Here is a 21,120-nt window from a genome sequence, read left to right as displayed (position 1 = left end):
GGCTGCCGCCCAGCCTCCGTGGACGCTTCGCCTCCGCACATCCGTCGAATGACCGGCCGTGTGCGGGCGTGACGAAACCCCTAGAGGTGCGCCTGGCGTTGGGCTCTACGACCGCCCTGCAGGGCCTCCGCCTCGTCCGGTGACCCGGACCGCGATCTGGGTACGGGTTCGGACGCCCAACTTGTCCCGGACACGGTCGAGATGGCTGGCCACCGTGCTCTTGGACAGGCCCAGATGGGCGGCGATCTGCCGGTTGGTCATGCCCTCCGCGACCAGCCGGGCCACCGCCGACTCCCGTTGGGTGAGCGGGAGTTCACCTGAACGGGCATCCAGTGCGGTGGCGTCGCGCGCACCGTCGTTCACGGGGTCTCCGGGTGAGACGTTGCCGCGGACGGCGTACGACAGCAGCCGTTCCCCACGCAGTCGGCGTCCGCCCGCCATCGCCGCGTCGGCCCGCGTCGGGGGGAGTCGCCTCCGGGCCCGTGCCACCGCGGCCTCCACCTTCCCCCGCCAGCTCGCCTCCGGTTCGGTGTCGATGCGTCGCCGCGCCGCGGCGGCCGCCGCGTACAGCTGCAACGCCCGCTCGCAATCGCCGCGTTCGGCCGCCACGATGGCGAGGCCTTCCACCGGGTACAGCGCGTGAAAGCTCTCACCGTCCGGCACCCTCACCAGCACCGCGGCAAACGTCCTCTCGGCGGCGTGCCAGTCCCGCTGCGCCACACGGATCGCGCCCGCGGTGTGCAGAGCGGCCGCCGCCTGTCCCGGCGGAGCACTGGATTCCAGGAGGGGCAGGCACTGCTCCATCAGCTCGGCCGCCCGCACGGTGTTCCCCGTCTGGAGCAGCGCCCAGGCGAGGTGGTGCCGGCAGACGGCGATGTCCAGCGGGCGGTCCAGCGTACGGACCACGTCCAGGCACTCGGTGAAGACGGCGACGGCCTCGTGATAGGCGCCCCGGCACAGGTGCGCTGCCGCCAGGGCGTCCAGGGCGTTGGCCAGCCGGCCGGGTTGCGGTGGGCCGGGGTGTGGCTGACCGGAGTCCGGTTGTCGGCCGGTGCGTTCGACGGCGACTGCTTCCTCGGCGAAGGCGCGGGCCGCCGACCGGTCGGCCTGCTGGCAGGCAGCACGTGCGGCCAGTGCGAGCGCCGCACCGTGCTCCTGGGAGCCGTACGCGGCCGACCGCGTCAGCGCACCGGTCAGCAGCGTGCGGGCGGCCGTCAACTGCTCCTGCTGGTAGTGCAGTCGGGCCAGGGCGAGCGCGAGCACGGTGTGGTGGGGGTCGGTCCGCTCTGCGGCGGCACGGGTCACGGCGGCCGCGAGATTCTCCTGCTCGTGGGCCAGCGCCAGCTCTGCGCCGTCGGGGAACACCAGGGCGGCGTTCTCGGCCGCTTGCCGGGACAGCCAGTCAAGAGCCCGGTCCCAGACATCCGGCAGCTCCCCGGACTCGGTGAGTCGGTCCATTCCGTACGCCCGGATCGCCGCGAGCTGCCGAAACCTTGCCGTATCCGGCGCGTCCCCGCGCACCCGTATGATCAGGGACTTCGATTCCAGGGCGCACAGCACGGGCAGCACCTGTTCCCGCCGTACGCGGCACCGCCCGTCGTCGCGGCCGTCTTCCTCAGCGCAGCCGTCTTCCTCGGCGCGGCCGGTGGCCACGCCGCAATCCGAACGCTCCACATCATCCGCACAGATCGCCGTGGCACTGTCCGCGTCGAACCCGCCCCCGAGCACGGACAGTCGCCGGAACACCGTCCTCTCCAGTGGATCCAGCAGGCGATGACTCCAGTCGATGGTGGCCCCGAGTTCGCGATGGCGCCTCGGTCCCGTCCTGTTGCCCTCGGTCAGAAGGGAGAGCTGATCGTCCAGTCCCTGCAAGATCCCGGCCGGCGGGAGCGACCCCGTCCGGCCCGCCGCGAGTTCGATGGCGAGTGGCAGTCCGTCCAGCCGTCGGCAGATCTCGGCCACGGTACGGATGTCGCCGGGCGTCGGCCCGTCGGACGTCGCGTCGGAGGTGCGGGCACGTTCCAGAAAGAGCCTCACCGCTTCCGAGCCGACGAGCGCGGCAAGGCTGCCGTCCTCCAGACAGTCCCCGTCCGCATACTCCGCGGCCGGCGGCAGCGACAATACGCCGACGCGGAAGACCACCTCGCCGGGTACCCGGAGCGGCTCTCGGCTGGTGGCGAGAATCCGCAGGCCGGGGCAGCGGGCCAGGAGTGCCGCGACCAACTGCGCACAGGGCGCGGCCAGATGCTCGCAGTTGTCGAGAACGATCAGCGTGCTGCGCTTGTCCAGCGCATGGACCAGCGCCTCGATCCCGGCCCGACCGGCGCGCTCCCGCACTCCGAGTGCGGCGGCGACGGTCTGCGGCAGCAGTTCACCGTCGTGCAGCCCGTCCAACTCCACCAACTGGGCCCGGCCCGTTCGTCCGCCGCGCACCGCGCCCGCGAGCTCGACGGCCAGCCGCGTCTTGCCCACGCCGCCGGGGCCGGTCAGCGTCAGCAGCCGCGACGATCGCAGCAGCGTACGTAATCGCAGGACTTCCCGCTCCCGCCCGATGAACGCATCGAGCGAGACCGGCAGACCGTGGCCCGACAGTTCCGCGGGCGGCGCCGTACGGGATGCCGCAGCGGCACGCTCCCGGAAGGCGCGCTGGCGGCACGCACCGGAGCAGTACCGCGCCGGCCGGCCGCCCGTCCCGCTGCCGTCCGGCCGCTCCGGCCGCGAGCGTCCCGGAAGCGGCGCACCACATGCCTCACACGCCCGCGAGTCCACCACGCAAGCATCCTGCCCCACGGTCCTCCCTCAGGACACCGCCCACTCAGCCACCCGGACGACGATGCCCGGTCACCACGGCCCAGGGGGCCGGTCCCGGGATTGCCGCAGAGCTACGGCTACACATCACGCAGCACGGCATACGGCCGCGCCACCGCACGGTCTACGCCCAGGTAGGAGGGCTTATGCAGGAGCAACGGGTCGATCCGGTCCGCGCAGACGAGAGCGAGGCCACCGACGGCGCCGGACGCGTCCCCCCCCCCGCATGCCGCTCGCCATCGCCCCGACGACCGGAGCGCCTGGTGAGCAGGTCGCGGGCGTGACGGATCTGCTCGTCGGTCATGGCCGGCGGGCGCGCTGGGCTGCCGCTCGGGCGGCCGGGTTCGCCGTACCGCGAAAGCAGGAATCTGGGCGGTGCTCTCGCTCGCAGTCAGGCTCGCCGCAGAATCAGTACGGTGTTGTGGCCGCCGAAGCCGAAGGAGTTACTGGCGGCGGCGTCGATGCGGCAGGGGCGGGCGGTTTTGTCGACGACATCGAGGTCGATGTCGGTGTCGATGCGGTCGAGGTTGGCGGTGGGTGGGATGGACTGGTGTCGCAGCGTCAGCGCGGTGAGTGCCGCCTCGATGGCTCCTGCCGCACCGAGCGTGTGGCCGGTGACGCCCTTGGTTGAGTTGACGATGGGCGAGCGGCCCCGGAAGTAGCGCTGGATGGTGGCGCTTTCGATGCGGTCGTTCATCGGGGTGGCGGTGCCGTGGGCGTTGATGTGGCCGATGTCGGTGGCCTGCAGACCGGCGTCGGCGAGGGCCGCGTTCAGGGCTCGTTCGATGCCGACCCCCTCTGGGTGGGCGGCGGCGTAGTGGTAGCCGTCGGTGGAGCAGCCGTACCCGCTGAGGTAGGCATAGGCGGTGGCACGGCGGGCGCGGGCGTCCGTGGCGCGTTCCAGGACGAGGATGCCGGCGCCTTCGGCGAGGACGAAGCCGTCGCGGTCGGCGTCGAAGGGGCGGCTTGCGCCCGCTGGGTCGTGCAGACGCGTGGAGAGCGCTCCCATTTGAGAGAAGGCGAGTGACGTGAGGGGGTGGCATGGTGCTTCGGTGCCGCCGGCCAGGACGATGTCGCAGCGTCCGGCGGCAAGGAGGTCCTTGGCCACGCCGAGGGCGGTGGCACCGGAGGCGCAGGCGGTGGTCACCGCCATGCTGGGGCCGTACGCGTTGAGGGCCATGCAGATTTCGGCAGCGGCGGCGTTGGCGGTTGACCGGGGGACGGTCAGGGGCGAGATCGACGCGTAGGTGCGGTCAATGAGTTTGCGGGTGCCGGCGACGCTGGTGTCCTTGCTGTCAGCGCCTACTCCGACGATCACGGCGACACGGGCGCCGTCCCAGGAGGTGGTGTCGAGTTGAGCGTCGGCGACCGCTTGGCGGGCGGCGGCCAGGGCGAGGTGGGAGAAGCGGTCCATGCGCCACACATCGGGGCCGAGTAATGCGGCGGCGTCGAAGTCGGGGACGCGGCAGGTCAGCGGGACGGGTACGTCACCCAGTGCTGGGTCGATGCCGGCGGTGGGGACGCCGTCGCACACTCCTTGCCAGGTGGTTTCGGTGTCGGCCCCGGCCGGGGTCAGCAGTCCGATGCCGGTGATGGCGACCTCATGGGTGCTCATCACCGGGCTGCCGTCTCCGCCACGGGGTGCTTGTCGGCGGCCGGTGTGGAGGCCGGGTGGTCTTGGGCCTGTTCAAGGGCGGTCACGGCCTCGGCGAGGGTGGTCCGGCTGCCTTTCAGTGTGTCCAGGTCGGGGGCGCGCAGTCCCAGGTCGTCCTGTAGTACGCACATCAGCTCCACCATGGCGAGGGAGTCCATTCCCAGGTCTTCCAGGGTGGTTGCGGGGTGGATGGTGTCGTCGGGAATGTTGAAGTGGCGGGTCAGGGTGGCCTTGACGGGTTCGTACAGGGAGGGCACGCGTGCTCCTAAAGGTTGTTGGGGCCAGGTGACCCCGGTGTGCTCTGGGAGGCCACCGGGCGGCCGACGGGGTGGTGAGAGGGGTCAGAGCCGGATCACCATCGCGCCTGCACTGCTGCCGGCGGCGAGGCCGACGAGGATGACGAGGTCGCCGGGGTGCGCCATCCCGCTCTCCACTGCGTAGGAGAGCTGCAGTGGCAGGGAAGCCGAGGCGACGTTGCCGTGCCGAGGAAGGGTGATCACCAGCTTGTCGCGGGGGACGCCGATCTCGGGGCCGCACAGGTAGTCGAGGTCGGCCAGGGCTACTTGGTGCACGCCGATGAAGGCGAAGTCCTCGAAGGCCAGATCAAGGTCGTCCAGCAGAGGGAGAAGCTGGGTGCGGGCCAGAGTGCGGACGCTCTCCCGCATGTGCGTGCCGTCCATGCGGAAATACGCCGCGTCGTCGTCCTCCGTCTCAGGTCGAGCCACCGCAGCTCTGGTCCCGCCGGTGCGCACGGTGGCTGAGGCCCAGACTGCGGAGTCGGCGGCGAAGCGGCTGGCGAGCACACCGCGTCCGGAGCCCGCCTCGGTGGCCGCTTCTGCCGTCCACAGCAGGGCGCAGCCGGCGTCGGAGAACCCGTAGGAGGGCAGGCACTGCGCGAAAGCCCTGGCGTTGGGGATGCACAGCCGGGTGTAGGCGGAGAGCGCTTCACCACAGGTGATCAGCACGGTGCGGTACTGCCCGGAGGCGATCAGGGCCTGGGTGATCTCGATGGCGTTGAGGACGCTGTTGCAGGCGTTCTTCACATCGAAGACCGGGCATTGGAGCCCGAGTTTGGCGGCGACGATGTGGGAGGTGGCCGGTTCGGCCATGTCCTGGCTGGCTGCCGCGAAGATCATGAGGTCGATGTCCGAGGCCGTGGTGCCTTGGTCGGCCAGGAGCTTTCTCGCGGAGCTCACAGCGAGATCGGACGCCTGTTGGTCATCTCCGATCAGGTGTACTCCCTCCACGCCGGTCAGCTGGGTCAGCAGCCCGACCGGAGGGGTGAAGCCGGTGCTGGCGGCGGCGATCTGTGCCTCACGTTCCGCAGTGGAAATCCACGTTTCCGGCAGGTGGGCAGCTACGCCCATCAGGCACGCTCGGATGATTGTCACGTCACCGCAACGTAGCGGTGGTGACCTGCGGTGTCCGGGCCACGCGCCGCCGCCCGGCAGCCGAAGCCGCAGACCACCCGAAAGGCGTACTGCAGTGCGGACGTCGTCACCGCACGAGTGTGGCCCCGGGAAGAGGGCGGGGTCGGCCGGTGACGGTATCGGTGCGCAGGGCCGGCCGACGCCGTGCGGGCGGTGTGGTGACGGCCGGACACCGGTCCCGTATGAACTGCGCAGCTGCTCCAGTTCCGTGATGCCGTCGGCGACGCTGATCGGGGAAGTGAAGCCCAGATCGCGGCGGGCTGCGGTGAGGTCGAACCAGTGGGGGCGGGCCAGCACGTCCACGAGGAAGCGGCTGAGCCCGTGCAAACCCCCGCGGTGGGTCAAGCGGACGGCCGCATCCCGGGCTGCTGCGGCGGCGGCATAGGCAAGGGGGACAGCCGGTCCGCCGCGGCGACGGTGGTGCGCGGCGGACGGGTGACGAGCGAAACGGCCACCACGACCGCGCTCACCGCCAGCGCCGCGACTGCGAGGACGACGCCGCCGGGGACATGTCGATGACGGGGCAACGGGCTGGCCGCCGGGGAGCCGGTCCCGCCCTCGCCGAGCGGGAAGCGGAAGAGGTGCTCGGTGAAGGTCCGCGGGTCGGCGAGGGCGACCGGGAGAACGGCGAGAGCCGTCGGCGTCAAGGCCGTGACGGCTGCGCGCACCGTGGCCCGGCGCCCGGCGGTGACCGCGAGCAGGGCCGGCCCCACGGGCAGCGGCGGCCAGGCGGTCCACTTCAGCGCCGCCGCGCCCAGGGCGAGTCCCGCGGCCACCCCTGACCCGCCTCGGCGAGGAGTCGGCGCCGGTCGGGCCGCAGCCGACGCTCGACTCCCTCGCCGCGCTGCTGGACGCGCACCGCTCCGGGGCGGCGAGGTGGACTTGCACACCGAGGGGACGCGCTCCGCCGTCCTGCCGCCGTCGTTCGAACTGACCGTGTACCGGATCGTGCAGGAGGCCCTGACCAACGCCCGCCGTCACGCGCAGGGTGCCAAGGTCTCTGTACGGCTCGAGTTCGGCCCGTCCCGAGTGCGGTTGCGTGTCGTGGACGACGGGCCGGGGCCGGGGCCAAGGCCCGCCGAACCGGGCTCGGGGCGCCACGGGTTGAGCGGCATGGGTGAGCGTGCGAGCCTGCTCGACCGGGTGGACCGGGCGCGTCCGGTGCATATTCGCATGGCAGGCGCGCCTGCCACATCTATGCATCACTATGCGTTACCTATGTATGCGGAAAGTGATCGCGCCTGGTCTCTTGGCTGAAGCCTGCCTTGTTGCAGCCGGGCGGATCGTCTCATGCGTTGAGAGAGGTAGTCGATGGCTGTCGAGACGCGCCCGTCAAAGGCCACGAAGGCACAGGGGCAAGCACAGGAACAAGCGCAGGAACAGGAGCAGCTCAGCCTCAGCACCGCGGCGGCACGGAACCTTGCGACGACCACCAAGTCCGAACCCCAGATGCAGGGGATCAGCTCGCGGTGGCTGCTGCGAAAGCTGCCGTGGGTCGACGTCCCCGGCGGTGCCTACAGAGTGAACCGACGTCTGTCGTTCACGGTCGGGGACGGGAAGGTGACGTTCGACAAGAACGGCTCCAAGGTTCGTGTCGTCCCCGCGGAGCTGGCCGAACTGCCGTTGCTGCGCGGGTTCGACGACCACACGGCGTTGGGTGCGCTGGCCGACAAGTTCGTCCAGAAGGAATACGACCCCGGTCAGGTCATCGTGCAGCAGGGCCGGAAGGCCGATCACGTCTTCCTGGTCGCGCACGGCAAGGTGGAACAGGTCAAGCCCGCGAAGTACGAGGGCGAGGCCATCGTGGGCCGGCTGTCGGACGGCGACAGCTTCGGCGGCAAGGTGCTCGCGGGGGCAGACGGCAAGTGGGATTTCACGGCCCGTGCGGTGACCGCGACGACGGTGCTGGCACTGCCGCACAGCGCGTACAAGACGGTCGCCGGCCAGTGCGAGGCGCTCCGGTTGCACATCCAGCAGCTCAGCGCCAATGGGCACAAGCGGACGAACAAGTCCGGTGAGGCCGAGATCGAGTTCCTCTCCAGCCATGAGGGCGAACCGACCCTGCCGACCACGTTCGTGGACTACGAACTCAAGCCGCGTGAGTATGAGTTGAGCGTGGCGCAGACGGTGCTGAAGGTGCACAGCCGGGTCGCCGATCTCTACAACCAGCCGATGAACCAGACGCAGCAGCAGTTGCGGCTGACCATCGAGGCGCTGCGCGAGCGTCAGGAGAAGGAACTGGTCACCAACCCGGACTTCGGGCTGCTCCACAACACCGACTTCGACCAGCGCATCCCGGCGCACTCCGGCCCGCCCACCCCGGACGATTTCGACGACCTGATCAGCATGCGCCGTGGGACCAAGTACCTCTTCGCCCACCCGCGCGCCATCGCCGCCTTCGGCAAGGAGTGCAACAAGCGGGGCATCTACTTCGGCAGCGTCGATGTCGAGGGCCACCACATTCCCGCCTGGCGAGGCGTGCCGATCCTGCCCTGCGGCAAGATCCCGATCTCGGAACACCAGACCTCGTCGATCATCGCCATGCGCACCGGAGAGGACAACGAGGGCGTCATCGGTCTGCACCAGACCGGCCTGCCCGACGAGGTCGAGCCCGGCCTCAACGCGCGCTTCATGGGCATCGACGACAAGGCCATCATCTCCTACCTCGTCAGCACCTACTACTCCGCTGCCGTACTCGTCCCGGACGCGGTCGGCCTGCTGGAGAACGTCGAGGTACGGCCGCGTGACTGAGCACCCGGTCCGGCGAGTGAAGGAGGGCTGAGACGGTGTCCTTGCTGTCCCTGATGTCCGCCGCCCCGGCCACCCATGAGGTGGCGGGCCTGGTGGGCGCCTTGTTGTCCGATCCGGCACGTCCCGGCAAGCAGGATCTGTTCGCCTCGCCGCTGGAACCGGCGGTCGAGCGGCCCACACAGTCGGCGAAGCGGGCGGTGTGGCTTCCCGGCGGCCCGACCGGCTTGGGCACGTCAGCGGCAAGGGCCCTCCTCCCGCCGCCGCCCGCAGGCCACGGCCGGCCCGCTCCCGCACCCGCGGCCCAGCCTCGCGCCGGTGACCCGATTCCGGGCCTTTACTGCCCGCCCGCCGTGCCGGCCGACCCGGCCAAGGTCGCCGAGGTGGACCGGCGGCTCGAAGCCTGGGCCCGGGAACTCACCCTCTTTCCCCCCGAATGGGCGGGGGACTTCGCCGGATTCCAGGTCGGCCGTGCGGTCGTCCTGCAACACCCGGCGGCGGCCGACCTGGAGCGCCTCGTCGTCGCGGGCAAACTGCTGGTCGCGGAGAATGTCGTCGACGACTGCTACTGCGAGGACTACGGCGGGTCCCCCCTCGGCCTGGGCGGCCGGCTCATCATCGCGCAGAGCGCCTTGGACCCCCTGCACACCGCGGACGGCTACCAGCAGCAGTGGCTCGAGGGGCTGGGCGCGGACGCTTCGCTGCGCTCCTACGCCGATGCGATCCGGGCCTTCCGGGACATCGCCACGCCCAGTCAGGTCACCCGGTTCGTCCACGACATGGCGCGCCTGCACCTGGGGTATCTCGCCGAGGGTGCCTGGGCGCAGACTCGCACCACCCCGCCGGTGTGGCAGTACCTGGTGATGCGTCAGTTCAACAACTTCCGCCCCTGTCTGTCCATCGTGGACGCCGTGGACGGCTACGAGCTGCCCGAGCCGCTCTACTCCCGCCCTGAAGTCCAGCGCGTCACCGCGCTGGCCTGCAACGCCACCACGCTCGTCAACGACCTGTACTCCTTCACCAAGGAGATGGCCATCGACGAGCACCACCTGAACCTCCCCGTGGTGATCGCCGCCGAGGAGCGCCGCGGCCTCAAGAACGCCTACCTGAAGGCCGTCGACATCCACAACGAGATCATGCACGCCTTCGAGGACGAATCCGCCGCCCTCGCCTCCGAGGACCCGGTCCTGGCCCGTTACACCACCGGTCTCGCCTCCTGGGTCGCCGGCAACCACGAATGGCACCACACCAACACCTACCGCTACTCCCTGCCCAACTACTGGTGAGAGAGAAGGCAACCGCATGACCACCACAGCGGACCGCAGCAGCGCGGCATCAGCTCCGGCCATCAGCCCCTACCAGGAGTCGGTGGCCGACTACTGGAACCGCGAGAAGAACCCCGTCAACCTTCGGCTGGGCGAGGTCGACGGCTTTTACCATCACCACTACGGCATCGGCGACGTCGACTGGTCGGTCCTGCAGGGCCCCCAGAACACCCGCGACGAACGCATCATCGCCGAACTGCACCGCCTGGAGTGCGCCCAGGCCGACTTCCTCGCCGACCACCTCGGTGCCGTCGCCCCCAATGACCGCCTTCTGGACTCCGGCTGCGGCCGAGGCGGCGGCAGCCTGGTCGCCAACAAGCGGTTCAACTGCCACGTCGACGGGATCTCCATCTCCGAGACCCAGGTGGCCTTCGCCACCGAGCAGGCCAAGAAGCGCGGCGTGGACGACAAGGTGCGCTTCCATCTCAAGAACATGCTCGACACCGGCTTCGGGACCGGCTCGTTCCGCGGCATCTGGAACAACGAGTCCACGATGTACGTCGACCTGTCGGCACTGTTCGCCGAATACGCCCGCCTCCTCGCACGCGGCGGCCGATACGTCACCATCACCGGTTGCTACAACGACACGTACGGGCTGCCCTCCCGCGAGGTGTCGATGATCAACGCCCACTACATCTGCGATATCCACCCCCGCTCCGCCTATTTCAGGGAGATGGCGAACAACCGGCTCGTGCCGGTCAGCGTGGTGGACCTCACCGCGGCGACCATCCCGTACTGGGAGCTGCGCGCCAAGTCCTCCCTGGTCACCGGCATCGAGGACGCGTTCCTGACCGCGTACAAGAACGGCAGCTTCCAGTACCTGCTGATTGCCGCCGACCGGATCTGATCCCGCCGATCGCTTGCGGGACGGGCCCCGGAGACACCGGTATGCGTCCCGCAGCACTCCGTTGAAAGGTCCAGACAGAAGGGGCTGCCGGCTGGTGGTCCCGTACTGAGGGGTCGTCGACGTGGGCCTGCCGAGTGGACCTGGACCGCCTCCCCGCCCATCTGGGAGCGGCCGGCAGTCTGCACGCAGACGAACAGCATGGAGGGGACGGTAGAGGGGCTCATCGGGTCCGGGCGCTATCTTCGCCGGATCGGACGGGGGCGGCGAGCCATGGGGTGCGGGCAGTCCGGAGACCGCCGGCAGGGTGGGGCCGGGATGGTTTCGGCGGCTGGGCCGTTTCGTTTGGATCAGCCTGTCGCTGGTTCGGGTACGCCGTCGACTGACGCGCAGTGTGTGCGCATCGAGCCATTACTTCCGGACCGGACGCCGAAGCGGGGCGGCCGGTGGCCCGGCCCACCGTGAGGTGATCGACCCGATCACTCCAAGTGAAGTTTGGGCCCGGCTCATTGGGCAGGATCGGCCACTGTGAAGAAAAACCGTATCGCTTGGCTCACCCTGGCCGCTGCCCTGCTGATTGCCACCACCGTTCTGGCGACGCTCCGGATCGTCGATGCCAGCGGTGAGAGCTCCATCGGCAAAGCCGCACCCCGAAATGGGGACGTCCGCCTGCCCCTGCTGAAGGACGGCAGGATTCTGGCCGCGAACGAATGGCCGAACGCCTGCACGCTGGTGGACGAGGAGGACGTCAAGGCGATCCTTCCGGACGCCGAGGACCTCCAGCAGGAGTACAACCGGGTCTACGTGCCCTCGATCAAGGACTTCGCTGCGGATTCCTCGTGGAAGAAGAGCAACAGATCCGATTTCGGCCAGTGCGACTACGTAATGCGGTTGCCGGGCGAGAAGTACAGCGCCACCCACTTCTGGATCCGTGTGGACGCTGTGGCCGATCCCAAGCTGATAGCCGGTTACTACAGGGAGTTCGCGCTGGGCGCCACCATGAAAATGTACGGTGCCGATCTCTGTGTCATCCAGGGGCTGTTTGACGGCAACGGCAGTTGGACGTGCCGCAAGGGCCCGTTGATGTTCACGGTTGGCGGGCACACCACCACGACCTTTGAGGGCCAGTTTGACGCGGCACCGTTCGTCTGGCGCGACAAGGTGGCCCCGAAGTTCATCCGGACCGTCACCGCGAAGGTCACGTAGCACGAGTCCCCCGGCGGACGGCTCACGGCCGGTCGGGCGCGCAGGCCCCCTCGATGGCGGGACAGCGCGTAGAAGACGTGCCGGACGTTGACCATGAAGGCGGTCACGGCGATGGACGCCAGCGGGGCGACGACGGCGACCATGCCGATGAGCAGAAACTCGAACGATCCGCCGTGGATGAGCGCGGCCGACAGGCCCGCCCACCACCAATCCAGGCCGGACTGGACGACGAGCGCTCCGAAGGCGAGCCCGAGCGGGAGGAAGCCCAGCTCCACGGAGGCGGAATCCGCGAGCGCGGCCCTCGTCGACGTCGAGATCTACGCCAACGACCGCAAGACCGTCGCCGAGTTCGAAAGACCGTGGCCTCCTACGAGGAGGTGATCGAGTTCCGCCGCATGTACGGCCGCCCTGACTACTTCATCCGCGTCGCCGTTGCCGACCACGCTCGATCCAGCGAACGGGCCACACCTGTTGCGGTCGCGAAATGGGGGGGCGAGTCCGGGGTGCGCGCAGGACAGCGGCTGTCGTATGCCGCAGACTCGAAGGACAGCATCTGTCACCCGTCCTTGCGAGGCCGGCCATGCATGAGGTGCCGCTGTGGCTGTGGCTGGCGTTCGCCGCCACCGTGGTGGTGTCGCTCACGGTCGACCTGCTGGCCCACCGGCAGGCTCACGTCATCGGCTTCAAGGAGGCTGCCGCCTGGAGTGCGGCATGGATGGGCCTGGCGATTACCTTCGGCGCCGTTGTCTTTCTGGTCGTTGGCACCAACGCCGGCGTGGAGTACACCACCGCGTGGCTGCTGGAGAAGAGCCTGTCCGTCGACAACCTCTTTGTCTTCGCGCTGATCTTCGGATACTTCCGGGTGCCCCGCGCCTATCAGCACCGGGTGCTCTTCTTCGGGGTGCTGGGCGCACTCGTCTTCCGCGGCGTCTTCCTCGCCGCCGGCGTCGCGGTGGTCAGCCGCTTCACCGCTGTGCTCTTCGTCTTCGCCGCGATCCTCTTCTACAGCACGTACAAGATCCTGCGCGAGGAGGACGACAGCTTCGACCCGGCCAAGAGCATCGCCGTGCGCCTGCTCCGCAAGATCATGCCGGTCCGGGACGAGTACGCGGGAGCGCACTTCTTCGTCAAAGAGGCGGGCAAACGCGTTGCCACGCCCCTGCTCGCCGTCGTGGCCGGGGGCGACGCCGTGCGGCACATCGCCGGGGTGCCCCGCACGCCTTGCGGGGCAACGCGGCATCGGCACTCGTCGGCGCTCTGCAGACGCTGCTGGCTCACGTCCCCGACGCCCCGCATTCGCCCGTTCCGCTCACCACTGCCCTGCTGGAACGGGAGCCGCTCGCGAGCGCGGGCGTGCTCACCGTCAGTCCCCTCGCGTACCGCCGCCGCAACTGCTGCCTCTATTACCGCGTTCCGGGCATGGGCACATGCGGCGACTGTGTCCTCAACCGCCAGAAGACTCACGCATGACCGGCCCCGAGCCCGCCCCCAGTCATGACCGCGGACCGGGCCGCCGAGAGACGGAACAGCCGGGCGTGCCGTACCTCTTCCGCTACGCGGCCCGGACCCGCCGGGCCAGGCCCACGGCGATGTCCACCAGGAGGAAGCCGAGCGGACCGTCAGGGCGCCGCGGAGGGGCAGCGGCGCTCCTGTAGCCGTCACCGCGGCACGAGGGTGTGACCTGCGTCACGCGTGATGGTGTCGGTGGACGTTCAGGACGGCCGGTGATGTAGGCGCAGGTCGCGTCGGCAGCTGTGAGGGTGCTGGTGACGTGTGTTCGCCCCGAGGTGACAAAAGATTCGGAACAGTACCGTCCGGGTCCCCTCGGCGCGGGGCGGCTGGCACGATGACGGCCGTGATCACTGGGCCCGGTTTCCGCCTCGCACGCGCTGCGGTCTTCGCGGCGGTGTGTGTGGTGGCGACGGCTCTGGGGCACGCGCTGATGTCCGGGGAGACCTTGCCCGTTGGGGCGGTGGCGTACGCGTTCGCCGCGACCACGGTGGGCGCGTGGTGGCTGACCGGGCGGGAGCGCGGCGCGCTCGTGGTAACCGGCTCCACCATGGCTGCACAGTTCGCGCTGCACACGGCGTTCAGCCTGTCGCAGTCGCTGACGACACCCGCATCATCGACACCGATGGCCGCGCAGGGTGGCACCGGCGGCATGGCGGGGATGTCCCGCTCCATGGGCATGGTGGCCACCGGACACTCCTGGTCCCTCGGCATGGGGCTCGCACACGGCCTGGCCGCTCTGGTCTGCGGGTTGTGGCTGTGGCGCGGTGAGGCGGCGGTGTTCCGCCTCGGCCGGTCGCTGGCCGCCTCCCTCTTCGCGCCGCTGCGGCGCGCCCGGCGGTCGCTCGCCTACGCCGGCCCGGCCTCCCCCGTACGCTCCGTGGCCGCATTCCGCCCCGTTCGGCGGCTGCGCGCTCGGCCGCTGCGGTACGCCGTCCTTCGCAGGGGGCCGCCGGTACGTCAGGTCTGCTGCTGACCGCTCGTCCCCGCACACGGGTCGATGGGCGGGGTACCGGTGTGCGCGGATGTCCGCACGCCGGCTCTTCGGCCTGAGGTTCTCCGTCGTTCCACCACCCCCACCCGTGTGTGCGCGGGGTGCCCGGAGGACCGCCCACCTGCGGGCCGGTGCTGTGCCTGCCCGGCCCGCACTCATGCGAAGGACCCTTGGCGATGACTCCTGCCCTGATACGGAACCCGCGCGGCCCGTCCGCCGCGCGGAACGACACACAGGTGACCGAGTGGGCGCTGGCGGCCCGCAGCGGTGACCGTGCGGCGAGCGAGCGGTTCATACAGGCCACGCGCCGGGATGTGTGGCGGTTCGTGGCGCACCTGAGCGGCGACGTGGAGGGTGCCGACGACCTGGCTCAGGAGACGTACCTGCGGGCGCTGACCAGCCTGCCCCGCTTCGCGGCGCGTTCCAGCGCACGGATTTGGCTGTTGTCGATCGCCCGCCGGGTCGTCGTCGACCGCCATCGGTCGGCGGCCAGCCGGCCGCGGATCACCCACACCGCGGACTGGCAGACAGCAGCCGAGGGAGCGCAGCCGAGCGGCCTCCCCGGCTTCGAGGAAGGAGTGGCACTGCTCGACCTGCTGGAAGCGCTGGACGCCGCGCGCCGTGAGGCGTTCATCCTGACCCAGGTGCTCGGCCTGCCCTATGCGGAAGCCGCCACGGCGGTGGGCTGCCCGATCGGCACGGTCCGCTCCCGGGTGGCCCGCGCCCGTGAGGACATGACTGCCCTGCTGCGCGCGGCCGAGGCTGCGCGGAGCCGCTGACCCTGGCGGGCTGACCGTCACCTTGCGGGGAGGCGCTCAAGGGCCGCTTCCGGTTTTCCGGCGCACTTCAATAATCCGGTCACCAGAAGCGGCCCCGAGCCGCGGCGCGAGATGTCAGATCGTGAGCGGGTGGGGGAGGCGTGGGTTGCTGAGGTGTTGTCGGCTGACAGCGACGGCGCAGGCTCAGTGCGTCCGTGTCGCGGCCGGGGGGTCCGAGCCGGCCGCCGTGGGGCAGGAGAGTCGGCGGCGCAGGATGTGGACCAGCAGCGGAGGCAGCAGTGCGCACTGCACGGCGACGGCTGTCCAGAAGAGGCCGGGATGACCGGACTGCTCGGCCAGTTCGTAGCCCTCTCCGCCCGCGATGCCGCTGGCGAACGCGCCGATTCCGGCTGCCAGCCGCTGACGGCCGAAGATGACGGCGGGTGTGCGGGGGGACTGGGCCAGGGCTTCGAGGTCGTTCTTGAGGAAGAGGATGAGCTCGCCCAGACAGATGAGCAGGGCTCCGGCCAGGATGGTCGCGGGGTGGCCGACGGCGAGGGTGCCCATGCCGGCGGCCAGCGCGGCAAAGCCCAGGCGCAGGACGCGGGTGTAGGGCAGACGGGCGATCCAGTCGGACAGCAGTGGCTGCGCGACCACGAGGAGCACGGCGTAAAGGGCCAGGACCAGGCCGTAGAACACGGTCGAGGTCCGGGGCACGGCGTAGACCGAGAGGTAGTGCTGGAAGAACATGAAGACGTACATGCTCAGCACGGTGATCGCGAACGGCAGGAGCGGCGGTCCGGCACGTGCGGTGACTCCGCTTTCACCTGCCTGGTCCCGGCCTTCCCCGTGTGGGGGCGGTTGTCCGGTGCCGTCACCGTCTCCTGGCTCTTCCGGCCGGCGTTCGGGGTTTTCCACGGGCAGCAGGGCGTGCCCCGCGGTGATGGCAGCGAACAGTACGGTCACCGCGGTGAAGAGTCCCGCCGAGGCGCTGAGCACGAAGGGCGCGGCCGCGATCGGGCCCAGCGCGATGCCGGCGTTGAGGGCGGAGCTGCTCGCGGACAGCAGCAGCGGGCGCCGTTCGTCCTCGACGCGATGCACCAAGTACGCCTTGTTGGCGGGTAGATAGAGCGCCGCGCCGCAGGAGACGAGGAAGAGCGCGGTGACGGCCGCGGCCGGATGGCCGAGTCCCGGAAGGAAGCCGGCGAAGCCCGCCGTCCGGATGACGAGCGCGAGCAGCATGGTGCGCTGCAGCCCGATGCGCTCGGCGACCGCGGCCCCTATGGCGCTGCCGGAGAACTGCACGAATGACGCGGCGGCGAGCACCACGCCGACGGTGCCGAGCCCCATGCCCAGTCGCTCGTGCAGCAGGACCGACATGAAGGGCAGTACGGCGAAGCTGCCCAGGGGGATGAGGAACGATCCGGCCAGCAGGACGCACTGCGGTCCGGTGAGGTGGGCGAGCCGTGTGAGACGGGAGGGCGGACGGTGGCTGGGCGATGTGCGGCGTGATGGTGTCATCCCTGGCCATCGGCCGTGATGGCCGGACGTATGCTTCCGGCTGCGCTGAGCGCCCGGTGCAGGGCCAACTCGGCGGTCGCGGCTTCGGCCAGCACGATCCCGGTGCAACTGCGCTGATCGCCCAGGTGCTCCACCCGCTGCCCCGGGGCGGCTGTGGGGTACCACTCGGGCGAGCCGGGGAAGGCGGACAGACCGTCCAGTCCCGTCCAGCCGGTGAGCGTTCCGGGGCGGTCGGGGTAGACGAGCACGAAGCCGGTGGCGGGACCGGGACGGGACCCCGTGGCGGGACGGCGACCGGGGCCGGAACCCGGGGCGGAGTCGGCAGCGGCAAGGGTCTCCAGCAGTGCGGGGCGGCGGCCCAGAGCCGTGTCGACCATGGCGTCGTAGACGTTGGTGCCCAGAAAGCGGCACAGGGCCTCGCCCACGAGCGCGCCGCCGATACGGCGGTTGATCTCCACCAGCTCAGGGCCCTCGGTGGTGAGGACGAACTCCACATGCGCGAAGCCGGTGTCGTGGCCCGCGCTCTTCAGTACGCGTCCCACCCAATGCTGGATCAGGTCGAGTTCGGTGTCGGGGAGGGCGACGGGGAAGGCCGCGGCTTCTTCGCGGACGGAGGGCTCGGGAGACATCTGGCGGCTGAGGACGCCCAGGAGCTTCGCGTCGCCTTTCCAACTGAGGGTTTCCGCGCTGTAGACAGGGCCGGAAAACAGCGGCTCGGCGAACAGCCGCCCGGTGAAGGGGCGTTGGGCCGCCTGCGAGAGGGCGGTGTGCAGTTGCCGCTCGTCGCGCACCGGCCAGACGTTGCGGGAGGAGGTGCCCGCGGAGTCCTTCAGGATCGCGGGCAGACCGATCTCGCGGAGGACCTCGGCGGCCGCGGAGGGATCGGCCGGGATGGTGAGGGCTCGGCCACGGCTCAGATCGTGCTCGTGGAGGAGGTTGCGCACCCGGCTCTTGTCCCGCAGCAGGCGGACCGCGGTGGGGTCCGGTCCGGGGAGGCCGAGTTCGGCGGCGAGATCGGCGCCCGGGATGCTCCAGGTGTCGGTCGAGTTGACGATTCCTTGCAGGTCGGGCAGGTCGGGCAGGGCGGTCAGGGCGGCGGCGCAGGCGGACTCGTCGGTTGTGTCGACGTCGACGATGTCGAGTGCTTCGGGTGCGAGGTGGGTGAGTTCGTGGCGGTAGACGGACCGGTCGCCGGTGAGCAGGCACAGCCGGTGCCCGGCGTTTCCGGCCGCCTCCGCCAGGCGTCCCAGTCCGAAGGTGAGTGCTTCCAGGGCGGCGATGGTCACGATGCCAGGTCCTCCTCGGCCGGTGCGGCGAGCGGTGCCGGTGCTTGCGGGGGCTCTTGCGCCGACGAGGACGTCGGCGAGTGTGACGTCGGCGTGTGTGTGGCCGCTGGTGCCGGTGGGGATGCCACGGCCTGTGTGGGCACGGCGGCCCGGCGTACGTCGAAGCGCCGACGTTTCCACTCCAGCACCGACCAGGGCGGAGCGAGGCCGGCGAGGGTGGTGATCTGGTGTGGCTTGAGGGTGCGCGGGTCGAGGGCTTCATGGTGGCGGGCGAAGACGCGTTCGGTGTAACGGTGGCCGGTGTCGGCGCCGATGACCAGGTGCATATGGTCCGGGTGGCGGGCGGCCTCCCACCCCGCGACGAGGTGGGCGGCACCGGTGGACAGACCGGCGAACACGGCGTGTTCGCGCAGCAGGCCGACGGCACCGGCCATGGCGTGGCGGAAGTCGATCCAGTGGAGCGTGTCGTACAGGTCGTGGCGGACGTTGTCGAACGGGATCGCGCTGCCGATTCCGGCGATGATCGCCTCGGGGTCGCTGAAGTCCTCGCTGCCGAAGGTCACGCTGCCGAAAGGCTGTATCCCCAGCAGGCGTACGGTCCGGCCGCGCCCGCGCAGCGGGCGGACGAGGCCGCCGGTGGAGGAGCCGGTGCCCACGGCACCCACCACGGTCAACGGTGCATCGGGCAGCGCGCGGTCGACCAGGTCGGCGAACTCGCGGTAGCCGGTGTAGTGGACGGCGTCGTGGTACTGGCGCATCCAGTGCATGCCGGGCCGCTCGGTCAGCAATTGACGGACCCGGTGGACCCGGCGTTCCTGGTCGAGCCGCAGATCCTGCGAAGGCGGCATCTGGTCCACGGCGGCGCCGAGGACTTCCAGTTGGGCGCGCATCGTCGCGTCGACGGTGGTGGAGGCGACGATGTGGCAGCCCAGACCGTAGCGGTGACACGCCATGGCCAGGGCCAGTGCGTAGATGCCGCTGGAGCTGTCGAGGAGGGTCTGACCCGGTCGGACGATCCCGCGCTCCAGCAGGGTGCGGACCGCGCCGAGGGCGGCGTAGACCTTCAGGGTCTCGAAGCGGGCGAGCACGACGTTGTCGGACAGCCGCAGCAGGTCGGGTGCCTTGATCGCGTCGGTGATGTGCTCGTGGACCAGGGCGGGGGCGAGGGCGGTACGCGTCGAGCTCACCGTCACCGCCCGACCGAGCGCAGGTAGCGGCCCAGGTTCTCGGCGCCGGTGACGTTGCGCGGGCCGCTGACGGCGTCGCCGTAGGAGATGACGAAGAAGCGGTTGTTCTTCACGGCCGGTACCGACTTCATGCTGGGCAGCGACTTGAGGTAGGCGATCTTGCCCTTGGCAGGCTGGTCGGCGTAGTCGACGATCACGATCACTTCGGGGTTTGCCTTGACCACTGGTTCCCAGCCCACCGTCGTCCAGCCCTTGTCGAGATCGTGGAAGATGTTGGTTCCTCCGGCGGCGGTGATGATGTCGTTGGGTGCGGCGTGGCGGCCCGCGGTGAACGGCTGGTCGGTGCCCGAGTCGTAGACGAACACCTTGGCCGGGGCGCCCTTGCCGGGCCAGGTCTTCTTCAGCGCGGCGGTACGGTCCTTGAGATCGGCGACGAGCTTGTCGGCCCGCTGCTCCACGCCGAAGATCCGGCCGAGGTTCTCGAGGTCGGTGTAGAGGGCTTCCAGCGGTGTCACGTCGACGCTCTTGTCGCCGTAGTCCCAGCAGGTCTCGGTGTGCAGATAGCCGGCGACACCGACCTTCTTCAGCAGGGCGGGCGTGATGCCGCGCTCTTCGCTGAAGCCGGAGTTCCAACCGGCCAGCACCCAGTCGGCCTTGGCGTCGACGACGATCTCCCGGGTGATGCGCTCGGTGCCGAGGCGCTCGACCTTGGCGTAGTCCTTGCGCCAGGGCGAGCCCTTGATGGAGGGGTCCCCGAGTGTGTTCATGACGTAGCCGCGCATCCGGTCGGCCAGGCCGAGGGAGAACATCTTCTCCGCGCCGCTGACGTCGTAGGCCACCGGACGCTTCGGCCGGGTGTAGGTGATGTCCTGGCCGCAGTTGGAGACGGTGACGGTACCTGCTTTCCTCTTCGCCGCCGGCTCGATCTCGGCGCCGCAACCGCTGGACGTCAGGAGCCCGGCCGCCAGTAGCCCGCAGGCGAGGGCGCGGGGCAGCACCCGGGGGAGTGGCCGTCGAATGCGTCGGATCATGAGTGCGGTCCTTCCGATGAGGCTTCGCCAGGTATGCGGATGCCGGTGGGTGCCGGGGAGAGGTCGTAGAGCAGTTGGGGGGTTCCGGTCCGCGGGTGGGAGACGACCGTGGCGTCGACGCCGAACACCTTGCGGACCAGCTCGGGAGTCAGGACCGCCGCCGGATCACCGGAAGAGACCAGAGAGCCGGAGCTGAGCACGGCGATGCGGTCACAGACCTGCGCCGCGAGGTTGAGGTCGTGCAGGGCCGTCAGCACGGTCAGTCCGGACCCGCCCAGGAAGGACAGCAGCTCCACCTGGTGCCGTACGTCCAAGTGATTGGTCGGCTCGTCGAGGACCAGGACACGGGGTTCCTGGACCAGCGCCCGCGCGACGAGGACGCGCTGGCGCTCCCCGCCGGAGAGGGTCAGCACGCTGCGGCCGGTGAGATGCACGACGTCCAGCCGTTCCATCGCCTGCCGGCACAGCGCACGCTCGCGAGCGGTCAGGGGACGGTTGCCCCGTGCGTGCGGGGCGCGGCCCAGCGCCACCACCTCCTCGACGGTGAAGTCGAGTTCGGTGTGGCTCTCCTGGGTCAGGGCGGCGACCGACCGGGCGCTGTCGCGCAGCTTCCACGACGTCAGGTCGCTGCCGTCGAGCAGGACTGCCCCCGACGTGGGTTTCAGCGCCCGGTAGACGCAGCGCAGCGCGGTCGACTTGCCGCTGCCGTTGGGGCCGACGAGCCCCACGATCCGGCCGGCGGCCACGTCGATGCTCAGCCGGTCGACCAGGGCACGACCGGCCGCCTCGACCGTCAGATCGCGCAGGGAGAGGACCATG

The 21,120-nt window shown here is 70.2% G+C and carries 18 protein-coding genes and 2 pseudogenes; 9 read left to right on the top strand and 11 right to left on the bottom strand.

Features of this window, described 5'->3' with window-relative positions; translation table 11 throughout:
- Positions 1 to 105: 105 nt before the first annotated feature.
- The 5 genes from AB0D04_RS05725 to AB0D04_RS05705 form a co-directional block, all read right to left on the bottom strand.
- On the bottom strand, positions 106 to 2,772 hold the full coding sequence (locus AB0D04_RS05725; RefSeq protein WP_362699736.1) for a LuxR C-terminal-related transcriptional regulator: 2,667 nt from the start codon (positions 2,770 to 2,772) through the stop codon (positions 106 to 108).
- Between the two features lie 427 nt (positions 2,773 to 3,199).
- On the bottom strand, positions 3,200 to 4,423 hold the full coding sequence (locus tag AB0D04_RS05720) for a beta-ketoacyl-[acyl-carrier-protein] synthase family protein (protein WP_362699734.1): 1,224 nt from the start codon (positions 4,421 to 4,423) through the stop codon (positions 3,200 to 3,202).
- Entirely contained in the window at positions 4,423 to 4,719 is a 297-nt protein-coding gene (locus AB0D04_RS05715) for an acyl carrier protein (RefSeq protein WP_362699732.1), read from the bottom strand. Before AB0D04_RS05715 ends, AB0D04_RS05720 begins: the two co-directional genes overlap by 1 nt.
- Positions 4,720 to 4,803: 84 nt before the next feature.
- Positions 4,804 to 5,853: a 3-oxoacyl-[acyl-carrier-protein] synthase III C-terminal domain-containing protein gene (locus AB0D04_RS05710; RefSeq protein ID WP_362699731.1), complete on the bottom strand. Its 1,050-nt coding sequence runs from the start codon at positions 5,851 to 5,853 to the stop codon at positions 4,804 to 4,806.
- Between the two features lie 380 nt (positions 5,854 to 6,233).
- On the bottom strand, positions 6,234 to 6,668 hold the full coding sequence (locus tag AB0D04_RS05705) for a hypothetical protein (RefSeq protein ID WP_362699729.1): 435 nt from the start codon (positions 6,666 to 6,668) through the stop codon (positions 6,234 to 6,236).
- 100 nt (positions 6,669 to 6,768) lie between these two features.
- On the opposite strand from AB0D04_RS05705, the gene AB0D04_RS05700 reads away from it, so the two are divergent.
- The 5 genes from AB0D04_RS05700 to AB0D04_RS05680 all read left to right on the top strand — a co-directional run bounded on the left by AB0D04_RS05700 (position 6,769) and on the right by AB0D04_RS05680 (position 12,015).
- Entirely contained in the window at positions 6,769 to 7,149 is a 381-nt protein-coding gene (locus AB0D04_RS05700; RefSeq protein WP_362699727.1) for an ATP-binding protein, read from the top strand.
- Between the two features lie 54 nt (positions 7,150 to 7,203).
- On the top strand, positions 7,204 to 8,643 hold the full coding sequence (locus tag AB0D04_RS05695; protein ID WP_362699725.1) for a family 2B encapsulin nanocompartment shell protein: 1,440 nt from the start codon (positions 7,204 to 7,206) through the stop codon (positions 8,641 to 8,643).
- 35 nt (positions 8,644 to 8,678) lie between these two features.
- The gene (locus AB0D04_RS05690; RefSeq protein ID WP_362699723.1) at positions 8,679 to 9,926 is read left to right on the top strand and encodes a family 2 encapsulin nanocompartment cargo protein terpene cyclase; all 1,248 of its coding nucleotides are present in this window, start codon (positions 8,679 to 8,681) and stop codon (positions 9,924 to 9,926) included.
- A gap of 16 nt (positions 9,927 to 9,942) precedes the next feature.
- Complete coding sequence (locus tag AB0D04_RS05685) at positions 9,943 to 10,812, top strand: geranyl diphosphate 2-C-methyltransferase (RefSeq protein ID WP_362699721.1); 870 nt, start codon at positions 9,943 to 9,945, stop codon at positions 10,810 to 10,812.
- A 525-nt stretch (positions 10,813 to 11,337) separates the two neighbouring features.
- Positions 11,338 to 12,015: a hypothetical protein gene (locus AB0D04_RS05680; protein ID WP_362699924.1), complete on the top strand. Its 678-nt coding sequence runs from the start codon at positions 11,338 to 11,340 to the stop codon at positions 12,013 to 12,015.
- A gap of 110 nt (positions 12,016 to 12,125) precedes the next feature.
- Here AB0D04_RS05680 and AB0D04_RS05675 read toward each other — a convergent pair.
- A pseudogene (locus AB0D04_RS05675) lies at positions 12,126 to 12,290 on the bottom strand (AzlC family ABC transporter permease); the annotation flags it as partial.
- Between the two features lie 305 nt (positions 12,291 to 12,595).
- On the opposite strand from AB0D04_RS05675, the pseudogene AB0D04_RS05670 reads away from it, so the two are divergent.
- From AB0D04_RS05670 to AB0D04_RS05655, 4 genes and pseudogenes are all read left to right on the top strand, one after another.
- Positions 12,596 to 13,192 (top strand): annotated as a pseudogene (locus AB0D04_RS05670) (TerC family protein); the annotation flags it as partial.
- A 176-nt stretch (positions 13,193 to 13,368) separates the two neighbouring features.
- On the top strand, positions 13,369 to 13,485 hold the full coding sequence (locus AB0D04_RS05665; protein WP_362699910.1) for a (2Fe-2S)-binding protein: 117 nt from the start codon (positions 13,369 to 13,371) through the stop codon (positions 13,483 to 13,485).
- A 385-nt stretch (positions 13,486 to 13,870) separates the two neighbouring features.
- Positions 13,871 to 14,500, top strand: a complete 630-nt coding sequence (locus AB0D04_RS05660; protein ID WP_362699719.1) for a hypothetical protein — start codon at positions 13,871 to 13,873, stop codon at positions 14,498 to 14,500.
- 194 nt (positions 14,501 to 14,694) lie between these two features.
- Complete coding sequence (locus AB0D04_RS05655) at positions 14,695 to 15,297, top strand: sigma-70 family RNA polymerase sigma factor (RefSeq protein ID WP_362699717.1); 603 nt, start codon at positions 14,695 to 14,697, stop codon at positions 15,295 to 15,297.
- Positions 15,298 to 15,480: 183 nt separating this feature from the next.
- On the opposite strand, the gene AB0D04_RS05650 is transcribed toward AB0D04_RS05655, so the two are convergent.
- The 5 genes from AB0D04_RS05650 to AB0D04_RS05630 are packed head-to-tail and all read right to left on the bottom strand — an operon-like array spanning position 15,481 to position 21,119.
- On the bottom strand, positions 15,481 to 16,797 hold the full coding sequence (locus AB0D04_RS05650) for an MFS transporter (RefSeq protein WP_362699716.1): 1,317 nt from the start codon (positions 16,795 to 16,797) through the stop codon (positions 15,481 to 15,483).
- A complete protein-coding gene (locus AB0D04_RS05645; protein ID WP_362699714.1) occupies positions 16,794 to 18,083 on the bottom strand; it encodes an ATP-grasp domain-containing protein in 1,290 nt (429 codons plus the stop codon). Before AB0D04_RS05645 ends, AB0D04_RS05650 begins: the two co-directional genes overlap by 4 nt.
- Positions 18,080 to 19,270, bottom strand: a complete 1,191-nt coding sequence (locus tag AB0D04_RS05640) for a pyridoxal-phosphate dependent enzyme (RefSeq protein WP_362699712.1) — start codon at positions 19,268 to 19,270, stop codon at positions 18,080 to 18,082. Before AB0D04_RS05640 ends, AB0D04_RS05645 begins: the two co-directional genes overlap by 4 nt.
- A 2-nt stretch (positions 19,271 to 19,272) precedes the next feature.
- Positions 19,273 to 20,301, bottom strand: coding sequence for an ABC transporter substrate-binding protein (locus tag AB0D04_RS05635; RefSeq protein WP_362699710.1), 1,029 nt, complete (start codon positions 20,299 to 20,301; stop codon positions 19,273 to 19,275).
- Positions 20,298 to 21,119: an ABC transporter ATP-binding protein gene (locus AB0D04_RS05630; RefSeq protein WP_362699908.1), complete on the bottom strand. Its 822-nt coding sequence runs from the start codon at positions 21,117 to 21,119 to the stop codon at positions 20,298 to 20,300. Before AB0D04_RS05630 ends, AB0D04_RS05635 begins: the two co-directional genes overlap by 4 nt.
- Position 21,120 lies beyond the last annotated feature (1 nt).

This window comes from Streptomyces sp. NPDC048483, assembly GCF_040651455.1.
Lineage (GTDB): Bacteria > Actinomycetota > Actinomycetes > Streptomycetales > Streptomycetaceae > Streptomyces.
This window is presented reverse-complemented; position numbering and strand designations above follow the sequence as displayed.

Coding starts and splice junctions, on each gene's coding strand:
- AB0D04_RS05720 (WP_362699734.1), bottom strand. CDS start 4,423: ATGAGCACCCATGAGGTCGCCATCACCGGCATCGGACTGCTGACCCCG.
- AB0D04_RS05695 (WP_362699725.1), top strand. CDS start 7,204: ATGGCTGTCGAGACGCGCCCGTCAAAGGCCACGAAGGCACAGGGGCAA.
- AB0D04_RS05685 (WP_362699721.1), top strand. CDS start 9,943: ATGACCACCACAGCGGACCGCAGCAGCGCGGCATCAGCTCCGGCCATC.
- AB0D04_RS05655 (WP_362699717.1), top strand. CDS start 14,695: ATGACTCCTGCCCTGATACGGAACCCGCGCGGCCCGTCCGCCGCGCGG.
- AB0D04_RS05650 (WP_362699716.1), bottom strand. CDS start 16,797: ATGACACCATCACGCCGCACATCGCCCAGCCACCGTCCGCCCTCCCGT.
- AB0D04_RS05635 (WP_362699710.1), bottom strand. CDS start 20,301: ATGATCCGACGCATTCGACGGCCACTCCCCCGGGTGCTGCCCCGCGCC.
- AB0D04_RS05630 (WP_362699908.1), bottom strand. CDS start 21,119: ATGGTCCTCTCCCTGCGCGATCTGACGGTCGAGGCGGCCGGTCGTGCC.